At 49.9% G+C, this 17,206-nt stretch carries 14 protein-coding genes; 10 read left to right on the plus strand and 4 right to left on the minus strand.

The window, feature by feature from the left end; translation table 11 throughout:
* Positions 1 to 81: 81 nt before the first annotated feature.
* The 3 genes from T504_RS0112240 to T504_RS0112250 are packed head-to-tail and all read right to left on the minus strand — an operon-like array spanning position 82 to position 3,622.
* Entirely contained in the window at positions 82 to 1,848 is a 1,767-nt protein-coding gene (locus T504_RS0112240) for an NADH-dependent [FeFe] hydrogenase, group A6 (RefSeq protein WP_033171333.1), read from the minus strand.
* A complete protein-coding gene (locus T504_RS0112245; RefSeq protein WP_033171334.1) occupies positions 1,845 to 3,098 on the minus strand; it encodes a complex I 51 kDa subunit family protein in 1,254 nt (417 codons plus the stop codon). The genes T504_RS0112240 and T504_RS0112245 overlap by 4 nt, the downstream gene beginning before the upstream one ends.
* Before the next feature lie 17 nt (positions 3,099 to 3,115).
* Positions 3,116 to 3,622, minus strand: coding sequence for an NADH-quinone oxidoreductase subunit NuoE family protein (locus tag T504_RS0112250; protein ID WP_156033549.1), 507 nt, complete (start codon positions 3,620 to 3,622; stop codon positions 3,116 to 3,118).
* A 243-nt stretch (positions 3,623 to 3,865) separates the two neighbouring features.
* On the opposite strand from T504_RS0112250, the gene T504_RS0112255 reads away from it, so the two are divergent.
* The 4 genes from T504_RS0112255 to T504_RS0112270 all read left to right on the plus strand — a co-directional run bounded on the left by T504_RS0112255 (position 3,866) and on the right by T504_RS0112270 (position 7,422).
* Positions 3,866 to 4,105 (plus strand): hypothetical protein, encoded by a 240-nt coding sequence (locus tag T504_RS0112255; RefSeq protein WP_033171335.1) that lies wholly within the window; start codon positions 3,866 to 3,868, stop codon positions 4,103 to 4,105.
* 176 nt (positions 4,106 to 4,281) lie between these two features.
* Complete coding sequence (locus T504_RS0112260) at positions 4,282 to 5,133, plus strand: metallophosphoesterase (protein WP_072022746.1); 852 nt, start codon at positions 4,282 to 4,284, stop codon at positions 5,131 to 5,133.
* A gap of 2 nt (positions 5,134 to 5,135) precedes the next feature.
* The gene (locus T504_RS0112265) at positions 5,136 to 6,578 is read left to right on the plus strand and encodes an O-linked N-acetylglucosamine transferase, SPINDLY family protein (protein ID WP_051635367.1); all 1,443 of its coding nucleotides are present in this window, start codon (positions 5,136 to 5,138) and stop codon (positions 6,576 to 6,578) included.
* A 28-nt stretch (positions 6,579 to 6,606) separates the two neighbouring features.
* The gene (locus T504_RS0112270) at positions 6,607 to 7,422 is read left to right on the plus strand and encodes a class I SAM-dependent methyltransferase (RefSeq protein ID WP_033171336.1); all 816 of its coding nucleotides are present in this window, start codon (positions 6,607 to 6,609) and stop codon (positions 7,420 to 7,422) included.
* Here T504_RS0112270 and T504_RS0112275 read toward each other — a convergent pair.
* A complete protein-coding gene (locus T504_RS0112275) occupies positions 7,364 to 8,170 on the minus strand; it encodes a sulfite exporter TauE/SafE family protein (protein WP_033171422.1) in 807 nt (268 codons plus the stop codon). The two genes, T504_RS0112270 and T504_RS0112275, sit on opposite strands and share 59 nt — an antisense overlap.
* A 210-nt stretch (positions 8,171 to 8,380) precedes the next feature.
* Here T504_RS0112275 and T504_RS0112280 point away from each other — a divergent pair, with 210 nt between their 5' ends.
* The 6 genes from T504_RS0112280 (at position 8,381) to T504_RS0112305 (ending at position 17,087) form a co-directional block, all read left to right on the plus strand.
* Positions 8,381 to 9,820, plus strand: coding sequence for a carbon starvation CstA family protein (locus T504_RS0112280; RefSeq protein WP_033171337.1), 1,440 nt, complete (start codon positions 8,381 to 8,383; stop codon positions 9,818 to 9,820).
* A 145-nt stretch (positions 9,821 to 9,965) separates the two neighbouring features.
* Entirely contained in the window at positions 9,966 to 11,366 is a 1,401-nt protein-coding gene (gene uxaC, locus T504_RS0112285; RefSeq protein WP_033171338.1) for a glucuronate isomerase, read from the plus strand.
* Between the two features lie 29 nt (positions 11,367 to 11,395).
* Entirely contained in the window at positions 11,396 to 11,851 is a 456-nt protein-coding gene (locus tag T504_RS0112290) for a type III secretion system chaperone family protein (RefSeq protein ID WP_033171339.1), read from the plus strand.
* A gap of 171 nt (positions 11,852 to 12,022) precedes the next feature.
* Complete coding sequence (locus T504_RS14670) at positions 12,023 to 13,804, plus strand: flagellinolysin (protein ID WP_051635369.1); 1,782 nt, start codon at positions 12,023 to 12,025, stop codon at positions 13,802 to 13,804.
* 41 nt (positions 13,805 to 13,845) lie between these two features.
* Positions 13,846 to 15,441, plus strand: a complete 1,596-nt coding sequence (locus T504_RS0112300; RefSeq protein WP_033171340.1) for a flagellin N-terminal helical domain-containing protein — start codon at positions 13,846 to 13,848, stop codon at positions 15,439 to 15,441.
* Positions 15,442 to 15,758: 317 nt separating this feature from the next.
* The gene (locus tag T504_RS0112305) at positions 15,759 to 17,087 is read left to right on the plus strand and encodes a flagellin N-terminal helical domain-containing protein (RefSeq protein WP_033171341.1); all 1,329 of its coding nucleotides are present in this window, start codon (positions 15,759 to 15,761) and stop codon (positions 17,085 to 17,087) included.
* Positions 17,088 to 17,206 lie beyond the last annotated feature (119 nt).

Below are 17,206 nucleotides of genomic sequence, written 5' to 3' on the forward strand. Positions count from 1 at the left end.
CCCCGCCGCCGGCGACTTACCTCGAACACGAACTGGGTACTACGCCCCTGCAAACTGTAATTTCACAGCCTACATTCGTTTTTATTCGTCAAATTCGTATGGCTTGGCGGCTTTATGGTAAGTCGTATGCAGGAGTTCATGGGCCCGTGGGCTGAGCGGTTCGCCTAGGAAATCGCGGTAAAGAGTCTGGATTTCTGGGTTTTCATGCGATTTGCGTAGTGGCAGGCCACGGTCGATTTCATAGAGGGCAGCCATGCGTTTTTTGCGGATCGCGTTGGTCGTACCGATTGGCTGGCCGCCACCTCCGATGCAGCCGCCGGGGCAGGCCATGATTTCAATGAAATCGTAAGGACTGGTACCTTTTTTGACCTGTTCCATAATGCGGCGGGCATTGCGAAGCGTATGGGCTACGCAGACGCGGATTTCCCGATCTTTGATTTTGATGACAGCCTCTTTGATGCCTTCAAAGCCACGAACTTCATTGAATTCAATTTTATCCAGCGTTTCGCCGGTGACTTTTTCGTATACGGTGCGTAGAGCTGCTTCCATAACGCCGCCGGTAGCACCGAAGATTGCCCCCGCACCGGTGCTAAGTCCCAGAGGATTGTCAAATTCGCTTTCGGGCAGGTTCTTGAAGGAAAGACCGACATATTTTATGAGTTTGATAAGCTCACGGGTGGTGAGGACGATATCGACGTCGGGGATGCCATTGCGTCCCATTTCCGGACGGGCGGCTTCGAATTTCTTAGCCGTGCAGGGCATGACTGAGACTGTGACGATGTCGCCTACATCAATGCCTGCGTTTTCCGGATAATAGGTCTTGGCGATTGCCCCAAACATGCTCATGGGGGACTTGGCCGAAGACAGATGACCGATGCAGTTCGGGAAATGTTTCTCCATATAATTGACCCAGCCTGGGCTGCAGGAAGTCATCATTGGCAGTGTGCCGCCGTTTTGCAGGCGGTCAAGGAACTCGGCACCTTCCTCCATGATGGTGAGGTCAGCACCGAAGTTGGTGTCGAATACTTTGTCAAAGCCTAAGAGCTTTAGCGCAGTGACCATCTGTCCGGTGACGATGGCGCCTTCTTCCATGCCAAAAGCATCGCCGAGGGCTACGCGGACAGATGGGGCAACCTGTACGATAACGTGTTTGTGTGGGTCCTGCAGGGCGTCGAGAACTTTATTCGTATCGTCTTTTTCGACGATGGCGCCGGTGGGGCAGACGAGGCTGCACTGACCGCAGAGAATGCAGTCGGTGGCTTCCATCGGTTTGTTGAATGCCGTGGTAACTACGATGTCACTGCTGCGTCCGGCATAGGTCAGGGCGGCGATACCCTGAACGTCTTTGCAGGCGCGGATGCAACGGCCGCAGCGGATGCATTTTGATGGGTCCCGGACAATCGAAGGATTCGTTTCAATGCGGGGTTCGTCTTTGAGAACGCTGGGCAGTGGGGAGTGCTGGATGTTGAAGCGGCTGCAGAGACGCTGCAGGTCGCAGTTCTGATTGCGTGGACAGCTCAGACAGTCTTTGTTGTGATTGGCTAACATGAGCTGCAGGATGGATACCTGTGTATCGCGGACAATCTGCGTATCGGTATGGACTTCCATCCCTTCCCAGACTTCAGTGGAGCAGGCAGCCAGCAGGCGGCGTTTGCCAACGACTTCGACGGCGCAAAGACGGCAGTGGGCTTTGATTCGCTGGTCCTCGTGATAGCAGAGGTGCGGAATATCGATGCCCAGAGTTTGTGCCGCCTGCATGATTTTGGTTCCCTTCGGCACTTCGATAGGGATATTGTTGATAGTCAAATGGACCATTGGGATATCTTTTACTTCGTTTGCTGTGGTCATGATTCGGTACCTCCAACTTCAAATACCTCGGGGAATGTCAGCATGGCGGACTGCAGGGTGTTTTGTGCCGTCTCGCCAAGACCGCAAAGGGAAGACATGCTCATGACGCGGGCAATGGTGGCCATGATGCGGATGTCTTCTGACGTAGCGGTGTGATTGGCAATCTTGTCGAGGATAATCTTGATGTGGAGATTTCCCTCCCGGCAGGGCGTACACTGACCGCAGCTTTCCTCAGAGAAAAATTCCTGATTCATGCGCAGGAAGTCGATGACGCTGGTGCGTTCGTCGATGACCAAAATGCCGCCAGAGCCGACCATGACACCTGCGTTGCGAAGATCGTCGTAGGTATAGGGCGTATCGAGAATCGAGGCATCGGCAATCTTACCCGATGCGCCGCCAAACTGAATGAGTTGGATTTCTCGGTCATGCTGGATGCCGCCAGCGAGGTTGTAGATGATTTCCCGGATGGTAGTGCCGAAAGGAATTTCGAAAACACCTGGATTGTTGACATTCCCGGCAACGGAAATCATTTTTGTACCGATGGAGTCACCGGACCCGCAGGATGCGTAGACGTTGTCTTTATCAACGAGCAGGTGTGGGACGATGGACAGGCTTTCGACATTGTTGAGGCAGGTCGGACGGGCGAAGAGACCGCTGACTTTGATGAAAGGCGGTTTCATGCGGGGGCGTCCGGCTTTGCCTTCAATGGAGCGAATGAGCGCAGTGCCTTCGCCGCAGACATAGGCACCACCACCGGAATAGAGGTGCAAGTTGAAATCAAAGCCCTTGCCGAGAATGTTTTCGCCTAGAAAGCCGTAATTCTTGGCTTGGCGAATCGCATTGAGCAGCAATGGACGGAGGCAGGCGTATTCTGCGCGCATATAGATGTAGCCATCGGTGGCGCCACAGACATAGCCAGCGATAATCAAGGCTTCAATGAGGTTGAAGGGGTCTTTTTGGATGAGTTCGCGGTCTTTGAAGGTGGTGGTTTCCCCTTCGTCGGCGTTGCAGACAACGACTTTATTCTCGCCGACAACGGCACGAGCCTGTGACCATTTGCGCCCGAGGGGATATTCGGCGCCACCGCGTCCGCGTACTTTGACCTCGGTAATCATGTCGCAGATTTTTTCCGGGTCCATGGTCACAGCTTTGCGCAGGGCCTCAAAGCCGCCGATATTCATATACGATCCGATGGATGAGGTATCATACTGATCAAAGTTCTTGGTCAGGAATCTAACTTGATTGCTCATAACATTTCCTCCTCAGCTTACGTCAGGGAACGAAGCAGGGCTTCAATCTTTTCCTGTGTGTCCAGATGGTCGTAAATCTGACCATTGATGCGCACCGATGGCGCGCGGTCACAGGCACCATAGCAGGTCGTAGTCTCGAGTGTAAAGCGTCCGTCATAAGTCGTTTCGCCAATCTTGATGTCGAGCAGACGCTGGAGGGTTTCGAGCAAGCGCTGTGTGTCGATGACGTTTACGCGACAGGCAGGCGAGCTGCAGACCTGGATGGGGTATTTTGCTCGTGGCTTGGAAGAAAGTTCGCTATAGAAATTAAGGCAGTCAAAGATATTGGTGACCGGCAGCGAAAGGCGGTCAGCCAAATAGTAGGCAATGGGTTCAGAAATGTAATGACGCTCATGGAGCTCCTGCACTTCGAGCAGGATGCCGACGATCTGTGTCGGATCGTTATCATGTGATTCGAGAACAAGATCTATTTTTGCCTGAAGCTCGGCAGGCAGCGGATATTCTTTCATTTGTGCAGTCAGCATAGATAAGCCTCCTATATTTTTAATACATATATAACAATATTATTATATAATAAAATATTATAGATTGACAGTGTTTGGATAAAAAAACAAAAAGAATAAAGACGTTGAAATTAGATATAATGGGCTGAAATAAATAGTATCCACAAGATATAGTGTACAATGTTACATATTTATGCTATAATGTAGTTGCCATTAGGGGAGCATGTAAATAGACTCATACATAATACTATGGGGGGATTATTTATGGCTATCAAGAACATTGAAATGGACCGTCGTGACAGTGCGAGTTATCGCAAAATCTTGAAACGAGGAGGTTTCCTTTCTGCAAGTTACTTGTCTGTCAATGGCTTTGACGTCAATCGTCTTCGCAAGTTGGCGTTGGCAGGAGAACTTGACGCAGTACGCTGCGCTATTGGCAACTCAATCCGCTGGTATTACCGGGAACGGCAGGCGGAAAATGCTCACCTTCGTGGACTGGCATAAATATGCCGGTAATGTAATGCTGTTATTTGGGTAAATGTTGGAATCGGCCTTGCCGGTTCTCTTTTTTTGCATTTTTTCAGGAGAATTATATGATACATTATTTTTGGTTAATTGTAATCAGTTTATTGTTATTGGTGTTTATCGTAATCCCAGCCGTCGTGATATGGAGGCTCAGTATGAGAATCCCTGAAGATGCGGGCAGACGCCGCTTCCTGAAGAAGGCGGTCAGCTATCCGGTGGGGCTGGCGGCGGCAAGTGGGTATGGATATGGCTATGAGCGCTGTCATACGGTGGACAATCGCTATCGCATCCCGATGGCAGCTGGTGCTTTCCCCGAGGGATACCGCTTGGCGCAAATCAGTGATGTTCATCTGGGAAGATTCTTTTCGGTGGCGGAACTGCGAAGGTTATTGGAGCGGATTGCATCGGATGGTCCAGATCTGCTGGCAATTACCGGGGATCTTTTCGATGACGAGGGGCAGAATCCTGCGGCGGCACAACTGCTGGATGAATATGTGGATAGATTCCCCGACGGCATTTGGTACTGCTTGGGGAATCACGAACATTTCCGTGGTGTGACGGAAATCAAGCGGCTGCTGTCGGCAACGCGGGTTCATGCGCTTTACAACCACGCGGAGCAGGTTCCAGGGAAATCCTTCTGGATAGCGGGAACAGACCATCCGATGATTCGGGAGACGGAGAAGTTCCGTCAGCTCAAGGCGGAATACTTTGCCCAAACCATAGAGGATATTCCTGAAAAAGAACGAAAAAGTACAATAGTATTAGCGCATCATCCGGAGTTTATCGATAATGCCGCGGCGGCAGGGATACCATTGACGCTGACCGGCCATACTCATGGCAGTCAGTTTGGTATCTTTGGCTGGCCGCTCTTTCCCGTGTTCAAATACACGCGCGGTATGGTGCGGTTGGGCGATAGTTATGGTTATGTCCACGTAGGCAATGGCAGCTGGTTCCCCTGCCGGATTGGCTGTCCGCCGGAAGTGGCTTATTTTGAGTTTCGAGGTTAAAAATGGTGGATTGGCAAGCAAAATTGGATGGGATTTGTTCGTTGCTGGCAAAGGGAAAAACTACTGCGGCCCGCAAGATGCTTGACGAGCTGCGTGGTGCTGGGGAAGTTCCCCTTGAGGAAATGTGGCGGGTTCATGAACTTTATGGAGCGATGTTCCATGATCTGGCTGATGCTGAGGGAGCGGCGGCGGCTTACAGCAATGCCGCGCAGTCGGATCGCTTTTTGCGGAGTCAGCGGGAGCATTTTTCCAACTACCTGTTCGCGCTTCATTATCTGCCGGGGTTATCGCCGGAGGAGTTATATCAGCAGCATGTAGTATATCAGGGGTTGTATCGGGATACCATAGAATTGCCGCCGTGTCCAGCGTATCAGCATGATCGCATACGGATTGGTTTTCTCGCGCGTGATTTCCGGGAATCGTCCTCGGCCCGATTCTACGAATGTTTGCTGACGGGGCTTGATGTGCGCGCGTTTGAAGTGTATGCCTATGCGATGGAATCCGATGAAGATGATTTTACGCGTCAGCTGCAGGCGTCGGGGCTGACTTATCGCTGCTTGAGTGGTCAAAATCTTGAACAGATGGCAAAGACTATCCGTTGGGATGAAATCGATGTGCTGATGGATTTGAGTGGTCATGCCGATGGCGGCATGACCTTGATGGTGATGGCACAGCGTCCGGCATCCGTACAGCTTTGTGGAATCGGCTGGTTTGATACCACGGGGCTGTCGGCTATGGATTATTTCCTGACGGATGGTATTATGGACCCCTTGGACGGTCAGGCGCAGTTGCTATTCAAAGAAAAACTGCTGCGCCTGCCTCATGGCTTTTGTTTCCAGCCGTCAGTGCCAATGCGGCGGCAGACGCGCAAAACGCGCGCGGAAAGTACTATCACTTTCGGCTGTTTCCAAAATTTCATGAAGATATCGCGCCCTGTTATGGATTGTTGGCGGGAAATCTTAAATAATCTGCCGGACAGCCGGCTCGTGGTCCAGGATACGACGCGGCTTTTCGAGCGGCGAGCTGTCATGCAAAAACGGCTGGAAAATGCTGGACTGCCGATGGAGCGGGTCGAGGTGCGCCTTGGCAGTGATGCGTATTTGACGCAGTATCAGCAAATTGATATCATGTTGGATACCTTCCCTTACCCTGGCGGGGCGGCGACGGCGACAGCCCTTTATATGGGGGTACCGGTGGTCGCCTTAGGTGGTGACCATCATAGTGCACGCCTCAGCAGCAGTATCTTAAACGCCGCAGGCTTTTCCGAATGGCTGGCTGATAGCACCGATGCGTACATCAAGTTGGCTTTGCAGCTGGCCGTGGATAAAGAAGGCCTGGCGAGGACGCAGTTGATGCTGCGGACGGAATTAGAGCATTCGGCATTGATGGATAAAGACGCTTATATAGGGAATTTTGAGCAGGCGGTAAAAAACTGCCTGAGATAAAGAAAGAAATTTGAGAGGAAGAGGGATTTTGCGACATACCCTGATGGATTTTATTGTTGGCGGTCCTGAGGCTGGCCGCTGGCTGGTCGTTGAGAGTGCTCAGTATCTAACACCACTGCGAAATGCTTATCCCCAGGCGAAGATTACCGCGGTCACGCGGTTTGAGGAAATCGCGGCACTGGGCGAATTTCAGGAGCTGGGCGTCGATTGGCATATCCTTGACTATCGTCAGGAGGCGCTACCTTTTGCCGAGGAATCCTTTGACTATGCGATTGCGGAAAGTTGTTTGGAGGAGGCATTTCAACCCTACGAGACCATGATGGACATCAGCCGGAAGCTGACGGATGTTGGGACGCTTTATACGTCGTACGGAAATATTCGCTATCATGGCGTATTGGCACAACTTCGCGAAGGGATTTTCCCTGTGCGGCAGCAGCATCTCTATGCGAAAAGCGAGGTCGTCCGGCTGCTCGATGATACTCTGTATAAGGAAATCGATTTTTTGCCGGGACAGCAAGACGAGGACTTTTCCGCAGGAGAGATGTGGGAAGCACAGGGCTTTGACAATTTCAGCCATGACCTCAGCACGAGTTGTTGGCTCGTGGAGGCCAAGCGCAGTACGGCAGCTGTAGCCAACTTGAAGAGTCTCTATGACAAAGAAACGCGCAAGCAGCTGGCGCGGATTATCCATCGCATTGAATACGATGTGGAACGCGAAAAAAACCTCGCCGAACTGCAACGATTCTGCGAGGCCAAAATGATTTTTGCGGATTATTTGGCAGACTTTATCCGAGAGATATGTGTCCACCCATTAAAATTAACCGAATACCTAAAGCAAACATAGCCAGAGACAGAAGTCCAAGGATAACCTTGGACTTTGTTTTTTTGGAAATCTTAGCGCCAATCTGCGCGCCGATGGCAGCGCCAATCGAAATGCAGATTGCTGGCAGCCAGATGATGTGATTCAAAAGGAAATGGGAAACAACGCCGAAGATGGACGAGCAAGCGAGAATGAAATGCGAGGTCGCAGTAGCAACGTGTACCGGAAAGCTCAACAGGTAAATCATGAGCGGTACATGGATAATGCCACCGCCGACGCCGAAGATGCTTGAGACAAAGCCGACACCAAAGCTGGCAGTGATGCCAATCCATTTATTGAAAGCGAAATTGTCGGGAAGATCGATGGTGTCCGTCGGTGGTTTGTGCATCGTGTTCCAAAACATAATGCAGGCCATACAGAGTACGAATACACCGTAGTAGAAATCGAGCTGTGGTGCACTGAATTCGTTTACGATATAGGAACCGATAAAAGCACCTGGCAGGGTAGCCAGTGCGAAGGGAATCGCCGCACGGAAGAAAACGCGCTTTTGGCGGATGTAGGCAATGGTGCCCGATACGGCATTAGCAAGTACTACGACCAGTGAGGTGCCGGTAATTTGCGCGGCCGTATGGAAGTAGGGATAAAGCCCGCCGTCCGACATGAAGAAGATAAAGACCGGCACACAGATGAGCCCGCCGCCGATTCCGACCAGTGTGCCAAAGCAGCCGACAAAAAGTCCCAGCAGCAGGAAAAGAAGAATAGCCATAAGAATCCTTTCATAGAAAAACGTGATAAACAAACAATTTTAGTATAACATACCAAAGCAAGCCGATAACTGCAGGTTATCAAGATGATTCTTATTCGATATATCCAAAGAGTTTGAAATATATAGACAATTCAGGCGGATTATGCTAAGATAATTTACAAGCAATCGTCGCATTTTTCAGTTTTATTATCAATTTTACAAGATGAGGTGAAAAAAATGGTTACATTTCTGGTTGCTTTGCTGGCACTTATTGGTGGTTATTTCATCTACGGCAAAATCGTAGACAACCTTTTCGGTCCGACGGACAAGCCTACACCGGCGTTAGTCCACAACGATGGGGTTGACTACATTCCACTGCCAACTTGGAAAGTCTTCATGATTCAGCTGCTGAATATCGCAGGCCTTGGCCCGATTTTCGGTGCGCTGGGCGGTGCTCTTTGGGGGCCGTCCGTTTATCTCTGGATTGTCTTTGGTACGATTTTTGCTGGTGGTGTTCACGACTACTTGTCCGGTATGATTTCTTTGCGTGAGGATGGCAAGAGTATCTCGGAGGTTGTTGGTCACCATATGGGAGGCACGATGCTGTTTATCATGCGCGTGTTCTCCGTAGTGCTGCTGGTCCTTGTCGGTACGGTTTTCATGACAGGGCCGGCTGGGCTTTTGGCAAAGCTTACGGGTGTAGCTGTAACGATTGTTTTGCCCTGCGTTTTGGCTTATTACTTTCTGGCAACGCTGCTGCCGATTGATGCGATTATCGCCCGCTTCTATCCGCTCTTTGGCGCCTGCCTGATCATCATGGCCTTGGGGATCATGGGTGGCATGCTCTTTGGCGTTGGTGGACATACCATGCCGGAACTTCAGCTGGCCAATCTGCATCCGAAAGGCGATGCTATGCCAATCTGGCCGCTGATGTTCATCACGGTTGCCTGCGGTGCTGTATCGGGATTCCATTCTACGCAGTCGCCTATCATGGCCCGCTGCCTGCGCGATGAGCGCTTGGGCCGTCCGGTATTCTACGGGGCCATGGTTTCAGAGGGCATCATTGCCCTGATCTGGGCAGCTGCCGGTGTTACGTTCTATGACAGCACGGGCGGTCTTGCCAAAGCCATGGCAGCCGGCGGTGCTGGTACGGTTGTCTATGATATCTGCGTTGGCTTCATGGGCGGTGCGGGAAGCTGGACTGGCTATGTCGGTGCAACGCTGGCAATGCTTGGCGTTATTGCCTGCCCGATTACTTCTGGCGATACGGCTTTCCGCAGTGCCCGTCTGACGCTAGCTGATTGGTTTGGCGTCGACCAGAAAAAAGCGGGTAAACGCCTTATGTTTGCGGTACCATTGCTGGCAATCGGAGGCATCTTATCGCAGATGGACTTCAACATCATTTGGCGTTATTTCTCTTGGACGAACCAGACGCTGGCCATGATTGTTCTTTGGACGGGTGCTACTTATCTGTATCGCGTTCATAAGGGCAGTAAAGCTTGGGTTATCCCAGCAGTTCCGGCAACATTCATGTCGGCAGTTACCTTTACCTATATTCTGCAGGCTCCGGAAGGATTTAAACTCGCAACGAGCATCACTTATCCCGCTGGTATCATTTTTGCCATCGTCTGCGTGGCCCTTTACGCCAGCCATACGTTACTGAAGAAAGAATCTTGAGGATGTTCGCATAAGCGAAGGCTCATTGACAGAAATGACGGTCAATGAGCCTTCTTTTTTTTTACAGGATTTCAGGCAGGAAAGGCGAATAAAGTAGGGGAGAAGATTATCGCTGGCAAAGATTTTCGCAAAGGGGGAGATTTGCATGAAGAAATATATACCGAATGATGTTATGCTGCAGACCGAGGCGGCTAAGCGGCTTTATCATGACTATGTGGCCAGCCTGCCCGTTATCGATTATCGGACGCATTTGCGCGTTGAGGAGATTGGTGGCGATGAACCTTATCGCAATCTCACCCAGTTGATGCTGAAAAATTCGCCAGAGAAATGGCGGTTGATGCGGGCAAACGGTGTGGAGGAGAAATACATCACCGGCGAGGCTTCGGACCGTGAGAAATTCCAAAAATTTGCGGAAACCCTGCCGAAAGCTATGGGTAATCCTATTTATCTAAATACGCATATCGAGCTCAAACGATTTTTTGGCTGTGAGGAATTCCTTAGCGGGGATACGGCGGAAAAAATCTGGAATGAGGCCAATGCAAAACTAAAAGACCTTTCGCCGTGGAAAATCCTGGCAGAGGAAAAGGTGGAAGGATTGGGCATTTTGGCTGACCCGTCTGGCAAGTTGCAGCGGTTCGAGCAACTTCGTCAGGAAAAAGCCTGTCCGGCTGATGTCGTGCCGGTGTTTTGTCCGGATAAGGCCCTGCAAATCGAGGGGGAAGAATGGGAAAACTACATGAAATATGAGCTGGGAACCTCCGCGGGAATAGAAATCAGCACGATGCATGACATCTATGAGGCATTGTCGGCACGGATGGATGCCTTTGCAGCACTGGGCTGCTGTACGGCTGATCATACGTTGGCGGCCATCAGCTACTACCCGGCCGAAAACTTTGAACTCGATGATATCGTGGGCCGTACGATTAACGGCAAAGGGACACCTTCGCCCAAAGCTCGTGAGCAATATCAGACGGCGTTGCTGCTGTTCCTGGCCAAGGAATACGCACGGCGCGGCTGGATTATGCAGCTGGAATATGCTGTAGTTCGCGACAGCAATACGGTGCGGGCGCAGCAGCTGGGGCCGGATAAGGGCGATGACTGCCTGTCAAGCGGCTGTCGCGGTGATAACTTGGCCAGATTCTTTGACCGGCTCAATCGGGAGGGGAAAATTCCCAAGACCATCATTAGCTCCCGCAATCCGTCCGATGGCGCGTTGATTGCGTCGGTAATCGGAGCTTTCCAAGGGAGTGGTGTGGCAGGAAAACTGCAGCTGGGAGGCTCGTGGACTTTTCAGGGGGACAAGGCGGGCATCGAAGCTCAGCTGGCCAACACGGCCAACCTTTTGCTGCTCGGAAATGCCATTCACATGCCGAGTAATGCGCGCAGCCTGCTTTCCCTCAATCGTCATGAATACTACCGCCGCATCCTCTGTAATTTCGTGGGCCGGATGGTGGAAAATGGGGAGTATCCCGAGGATTGGAATGCTTTGGGAAAATTGATGGAAGATATATGTTATAATAATGCCAAGCAGTACTTCGCAGATTAAAGACGACAAAAGAGAAGTGAGGAAACGATATGCCAAAGAAATCCAAAGGTGTTGAGAGTAATGAGAAGGCACTGAAATTCCAGGAGTTTCTCATTGAGAATAATATTGATGTGTTCAGTACGGAGTCGGTGGAGGACGATTACTCCACGGTTATCTTTCGCTCGCGCATTGAGGCCAAAGGGCAGATTCTGCCGATGGCAATCTTGATCGATACGAGTATCTTTACGGTCATTCGCACGCAGATTATCACAGGGATTCCCGAGGATAAACGCAGTGACCTCAAAACATATCTCAACGAGCTTAACACGCAGTACAAGATTTTTAAATACTACCTGCGCGAGGATGGTACAGTCTATCTTGACATCTGCCTGCCCTTTGTCGATGAGACCTTCGATAGCAAGATGATTCAGCTGATGCTAAGCGTGCTGGTCCAGCACCTAGAAGCGGTTTATGAGGACATCATGGCGCATATCTGGCATAAATAAAAGCAACATCACAGCCTTTTTTAGTATTTTTTCGTGAATACATTTAAGTTTTTATCGTTTTTGTTCGATTATATATATGTATAGAAAAAGACCCATTAAAAGGAAATGCAAGGATGGCAGAGAGTAATCGGCAGGGTGCTCTCGTTGATGTAATTACATGGAGGAATCATCATGGGAATGGTAATCAAGAACAACATGGCGGCGCAAAATACGTTGGGTACGCTGAATAAGAACAGCACGGCATTGTCCAAGAGTCTGCAGAAGGTTTCTACCGGCATGAAAATCAATGGTGCGGCAGATGATGCATCAGGCTATGCGATTTCGGAGCGCATGCGCGTGCAGGTGCGCGGTCTCAATCAGGACATCGATAATACGCAGAGTGCTATCAGCATGATGAAAACCGCGGAAGGTGCGATTTCCTCGACGGTCGATATTTTGAAGACCATGAAGGAAAAGGCCATTAACGCGGCCAACGATACGAATACTGATGCGGACCGCGCGATTATCCAGAAGGAACTCAATCAATCCATCGATCAGGTGGATGACAATGCCAGTATTACCTTCAATAATAAGATTCTCTTTGACGGATCAGCTGATGCAGGAACTACTGCTGAGCAGCGTATTATCAAGGCACTGAACAGTGAGTGGCTCGATAGTGCGCTTTCAATGGCAAAAGAGGCCTACGGTCTGTCGTTCCAGGAGGATGAGACGAGCGTCAGGGAGATGACCGTTAAATTTGAAAGGGGCAGCTCTGGTGGCTCTGGTGGTACGACTACGCTGGCCTATGTTACTTCATATTTTGGCAGTGATGGTAAGACGAATAAATTGGATCTTACCATCAATATGGATGTCTATGATGCCTTGGCCGAACATGATGTAAACGGCAAGGCTGGTTCTTATCCCTATCTTGACCGCACGATTGCCCATGAGATGACGCATGCAGTGATGTCGGCGAATATTACGGGCTTTGACAATTTGCCGAAGTATATTAAAGAAGGTGCGGCGGATTATATCCATGGTATCGATGACCAGGGGGATAGAAAAGACGTGTTGTTGGCACTTACGCCGGACAAGGTTGATTCACAATTTGGCAATGGAGATGGCGTCGTTCCTTACGCTATGGGCTATGCGTTCTTCCACTATCTCAATGCCAAGAGCGGCCATGACGGTCATATGATGACGCGCTTTATGAATGTGCTTGATGAAAAAGGCGGCGGGGCACTGGACGAAGCGGTAGCGGCAGCTTCGAAAGGCGGCTTTTCTTCGGCAGCGGCGGCAATCGCTGGCTTCAAGCAGGACTTGACAGACTATACGGCAGCTGGTCATACGACCAAGGAGTTTCTCAAGGAATTCTGCGATATTGATGCCGATAATAAGTTCGATACGGGCTCGGCACTCGGTGCAAAGGCTTGGATGGGTGAGAATGCCAATGCCGAGCAGGTGGTTATCGAGGGAAAATCGCCGAATTTCTGGTACTATCCGGGCAGCGATACCTCGGTGATTCAGGGACTTACGGTGAAATGGCCGAATTACACGCGTCCTGAGGGCGGTTTCCGCTTCCAGGTCGGCACGAAGGCCAACCAGAATATCCAGGCGCAGTTCTCCGATATCCATGCGACAGCGCTGGGCCTTCGCAGTGATGATGGCAAGAATATCAGTGTTGAGACGCGGGCTGAGGCTAAGCGGACGATGACCGTGCTTGACCGTGCGTTAGAGAAGGCCCTCGATCAGCAAACGACGATTGGTGCTTTGCAGAGCCGTATGGAATACACGGCTAGCAACCTCACGACGGCCAGTGAGAATGTACAGGCCAGTGAGTCGACGATTCGTGATGCCAATATGGCCAAAGAAATGACCGATTATACGAAGAATAATGTGCTGATGCAAGCAGCCCAGTCGATGCTGGCGCAGGCGAATCAGAGCAGCAGCGCTGTCTTGAGTTTATTGCAATAACGCAATAGCGGGTGGTTACCGAAGGAAGAAGGGATTTTTCAATGGCGATGACAATCCGGAACAACCGAGGAGCAATGAAGGCCTTAGGCCAGCTCAAAAAAAACGATAGTGCCTTAGGCAAGCAATTGCAGAAGGTTTCTACAGGGATGAAAACCAATAACGCCGGGGATGATGCCTCCGGGTATTCGATTTCCGAGCGAATGCGTGCCAAGATCCGGGCGCTCAGCCAGTGCAATGACAATGCCAGCAAGGGTAAGAATATGCTGGATTTGGCGTCGGCTACGGTCGATAAACAGGTAGAATTGATGCGCACGCTGTTTACCATAACGATGAAAGCTTCCGATGACACCTATACCGATAGCGACCGGGCAATCCTGCAAAAGGAAGCTACGCAGACCATGGATCAGATTGAGCTCTTGGCGCAGGATACGACCTATAATGGCATACAACTGCTCAATCAGCGTACGACGACGATTAAAATGGAAGATGGCTTGGTCTTTGAGCCGACCAGTGGGTATGTAAAAAATCCAGATGGATTCGTTGCGCTTAGTCAGCTGCCTGTTGATGGTTCTGATTATCAAGTGCCCTTTGTACAAAATGCGAATGGCAACACCTCCGTTAATGATTTCGTTATTGATTTTAATAGCATCTTTAACAATGCATCGTTAAATATTCCCGCGGATCTTCATGGCAAGGGGTTTTCATTGAAATGCAATGCATGCAGTCAGTTTATGACGTTTTATTTTGATGCGAATTCTTATTCGTCGACTCGTTTTGGCCCTGATGTCAATAACCAAAACGATACAACGCCAATTTGCTATAAAGTTGGTGTAGCTGGGGTTCAAACCGCTAAGGATTTAGAGGCAGCCGTGTTCAATGCAGTGTATGACACGACTGGCGTTGGTACTGGGCGCTTGCCCAGCAATTCCGATGTCAGCACCCAGATTGCGCTTAGGCATTCGGTGCAATTCAAATATGATGCATCAGCTGGAGAGCTGCACATCTATAAAGCAAGCAGTGGTTTGACCTTGAAAAATGGTCTGATGGGCGATTTTATTCCGGGGAAAATTCCTGTTCCCTATAACGACCCGAAACAGTATCTGCATATCCAGAGCTGGGATCGTGGCAGTCAGAACACGATGATTGAATTGCCGAATACGACGTTGTCGATGATTTTCCCTGATGCGAAAGAGCATTGGAATATCCAGCCAGAGTTGAAAGATTATCCCAAAGAATGGCCAGCGGGCTATGAAAATCTCACGATTGCTGAGAAACAGCGCAAATGGCTCGAAGATACCTGGCAGTATCCGGCTGACATCGTGACGATGGATTTGAATAACTGCGTGACAACGCGTGTGCGGGCAAATAAATTCCTGGAACATGTCAATCAGGGAATCAAATATCTGCTCTCGGCCAATACGACTTTGGGCGCACAGTCAGCGCGAATGGAATTCATGTCAGCCAATCTCACCACGGCAACGGAACAGACGCAGGCCAGTGAATCGACGATTCGTGATGCTAATATGGCAAAAGAAATGACGGAATATACCAAATCGAATGTCTTGATGCAGGCAGCGCAGTCGATGCTGGCCCAAGCCAATCAAAGCGGCAGTAATGTGCTGAGTTTATTACAGTAATCCCAAGCCTTCCTCAAGGGGGAAGCCATAGGAAAAACAAATACAGCCTTCCCCTCTGGGGAAGGTGCCCCGTTAGGGGCGGATGAGGTCATACACTCCATCCGAGCGTTTTTCGCTCACCTTTTCCAGCAGGGAAGGCTTTTGTGTGACAGGTTGACAGTTAGAGAGAAAAAGATTAAATTTTAAATAGAGCGGAAAATCGCTTAAGAAAAAAACTGATTTTGACGATACATGAAGTAGCAAGAGATGATATCCATGTCGGGGAGGATATGGATGTCTTAGCATAATAGATAGCGGAAACAAGGAGGTCGGCCATTATGGCTATGGTAGTTAAGAATAACATGGCAGCGAAGAATACGCTGAATCAGCTCGACAAAAATGATAAGGCGCTTTCGAAAAGTTTGAAAAAAGTTGCTTCAGGGATGAGAATCAACAGTGCTGCCGATGATGCTTCGGGCTTTGCCATCTCAGAGAAGATGCGGGTGCAGATCAATGGCCTTGAGCAGGATATTGATAATTCGCAGACTGGTAGCAGCATGCTCAAAGTTGCCGAAGGCGGCCTGCAGAGCACGGTGGACATTCTGAGCACGCTCAAGGAAAAGGTTATCAATGCGGCCAATGATACGAATACTGATGCTGACCGCGCGGTTATCCAGAAAGAACTTGACCAGGCTATCGATCAGCTTGACGAGAATGCTAATGTTTCCTATAACGGCAAGGTAATGCTCGATGGGTCTCATAATAATGAAGTGTTGGAGCCAGGAACGAAGACGGTTTTGGCGAATGAGAGTTTGTCGGCTGACGTTACGGGCGCTACAATGTTGAAAGACCTTACCGATAGTACGGGCCGCAATCTGGGAATTCGAGGCGATAGTAAAATTGAGTTTTCCTATGTTTATAAGGGAAAAACTTATGTTACGACATTGGACCCCGTAAAGAATAAGGAGCTGGGGGACATGTTTTCTATGAGCAAGGATGCTAATGGCAAAAAGCCAGATAGTAATATTTTGTCGATGAGTTTATCGGATATCGTGGGTCAAGACCGCATGGGGGAAGATGTAACGACAGTCCATGGAAATACGGCACTATTGTTTACGGCTGGCGCAGCAGGTATTGAAGGTCAGATTTCGGGACTTACGATTAATGTTATTAATCATGATGGTACGCTGAATAAAACAGCCAATGCTGTACTCAATGACTTTACAGAAGCAATTCGTGCGGAAGATCCGTCGCCGGATAACGCGCTGGTATTCCAGATTGGCACGAAATCCAATCAAACGGTCAAGATTGGTTTCTCCGATATGAGGGCTACGGCCTTGGGGCTTAGGGCTGTCGATGGTTCTACGCTCAATATCGGCACGCAGAAGAATGCCAATGCGGCTATCAGCGTGCTGGATTTGGCTATGCAGAAGGCATTGAACCAGCAGACGACGATCGGTTCGATGCAGAGCCGTCTGGAGTATACGGTTTCGAACCTCACGTCGGCGAGTGAGAACACGCAGAGCTCGGAGTCGGTAATCCGCGATGCCAATATGGCCAAGGAAATGACGGAGTATACCAAGAATAACGTAATCACGCAGGCTGCCCAGTCGATGCTGGCGCAGGCAAACCAGAATAGCAGCCAGGTATTGAGTTTGCTTCAGTAACGGATGACAGATAAAAAACTCCCTTCAGGCTGAGGGGAGTTTTTCTTTTTTAATTTGAGGTTTCCTATAAGATAGCGTACAATGATAGCAGAAGAAGATACATAATGTAAGGATAGATA

Origin of the sequence: Selenomonas sp. ND2010, assembly GCF_000702005.1 — a bacterium.
Lineage (GTDB): Bacteria > Bacillota > Negativicutes > Selenomonadales > Selenomonadaceae > Selenomonas_A.

What these genes read in the sequence shown, in the direction of transcription:
- T504_RS0112240 (WP_033171333.1), bottom strand. Translation starts at nt 1,848, where the DNA reads ATGACCACAGCAAACGAAGTAAAAGATATCCCAATGGTCCATTTGACT.
- T504_RS0112245 (WP_033171334.1), bottom strand. Translation starts at nt 3,098, where the DNA reads ATGAGCAATCAAGTTAGATTCCTGACCAAGAACTTTGATCAGTATGAT.
- T504_RS0112250 (WP_156033549.1), bottom strand. Translation starts at nt 3,622, where the DNA reads ATGCTGACTGCACAAATGAAAGAATATCCGCTGCCTGCCGAGCTTCAG.
- T504_RS0112255 (WP_033171335.1), top strand. Translation starts at nt 3,866, where the DNA reads ATGGCTATCAAGAACATTGAAATGGACCGTCGTGACAGTGCGAGTTAT.
- T504_RS0112260 (WP_072022746.1), top strand. Translation starts at nt 4,282, where the DNA reads ATGAGAATCCCTGAAGATGCGGGCAGACGCCGCTTCCTGAAGAAGGCG.
- T504_RS0112265 (WP_051635367.1), top strand. Translation starts at nt 5,136, where the DNA reads ATGGTGGATTGGCAAGCAAAATTGGATGGGATTTGTTCGTTGCTGGCA.
- T504_RS0112280 (WP_033171337.1), top strand. Translation starts at nt 8,381, where the DNA reads ATGGTTACATTTCTGGTTGCTTTGCTGGCACTTATTGGTGGTTATTTC.
- uxaC (WP_033171338.1), top strand. Translation starts at nt 9,966, where the DNA reads ATGAAGAAATATATACCGAATGATGTTATGCTGCAGACCGAGGCGGCT.
- T504_RS0112290 (WP_033171339.1), top strand. Translation starts at nt 11,396, where the DNA reads ATGCCAAAGAAATCCAAAGGTGTTGAGAGTAATGAGAAGGCACTGAAA.
- T504_RS14670 (WP_051635369.1), top strand. Translation starts at nt 12,023, where the DNA reads ATGGGAATGGTAATCAAGAACAACATGGCGGCGCAAAATACGTTGGGT.
- T504_RS0112300 (WP_033171340.1), top strand. Translation starts at nt 13,846, where the DNA reads ATGGCGATGACAATCCGGAACAACCGAGGAGCAATGAAGGCCTTAGGC.
- T504_RS0112305 (WP_033171341.1), top strand. Translation starts at nt 15,759, where the DNA reads ATGGCTATGGTAGTTAAGAATAACATGGCAGCGAAGAATACGCTGAAT.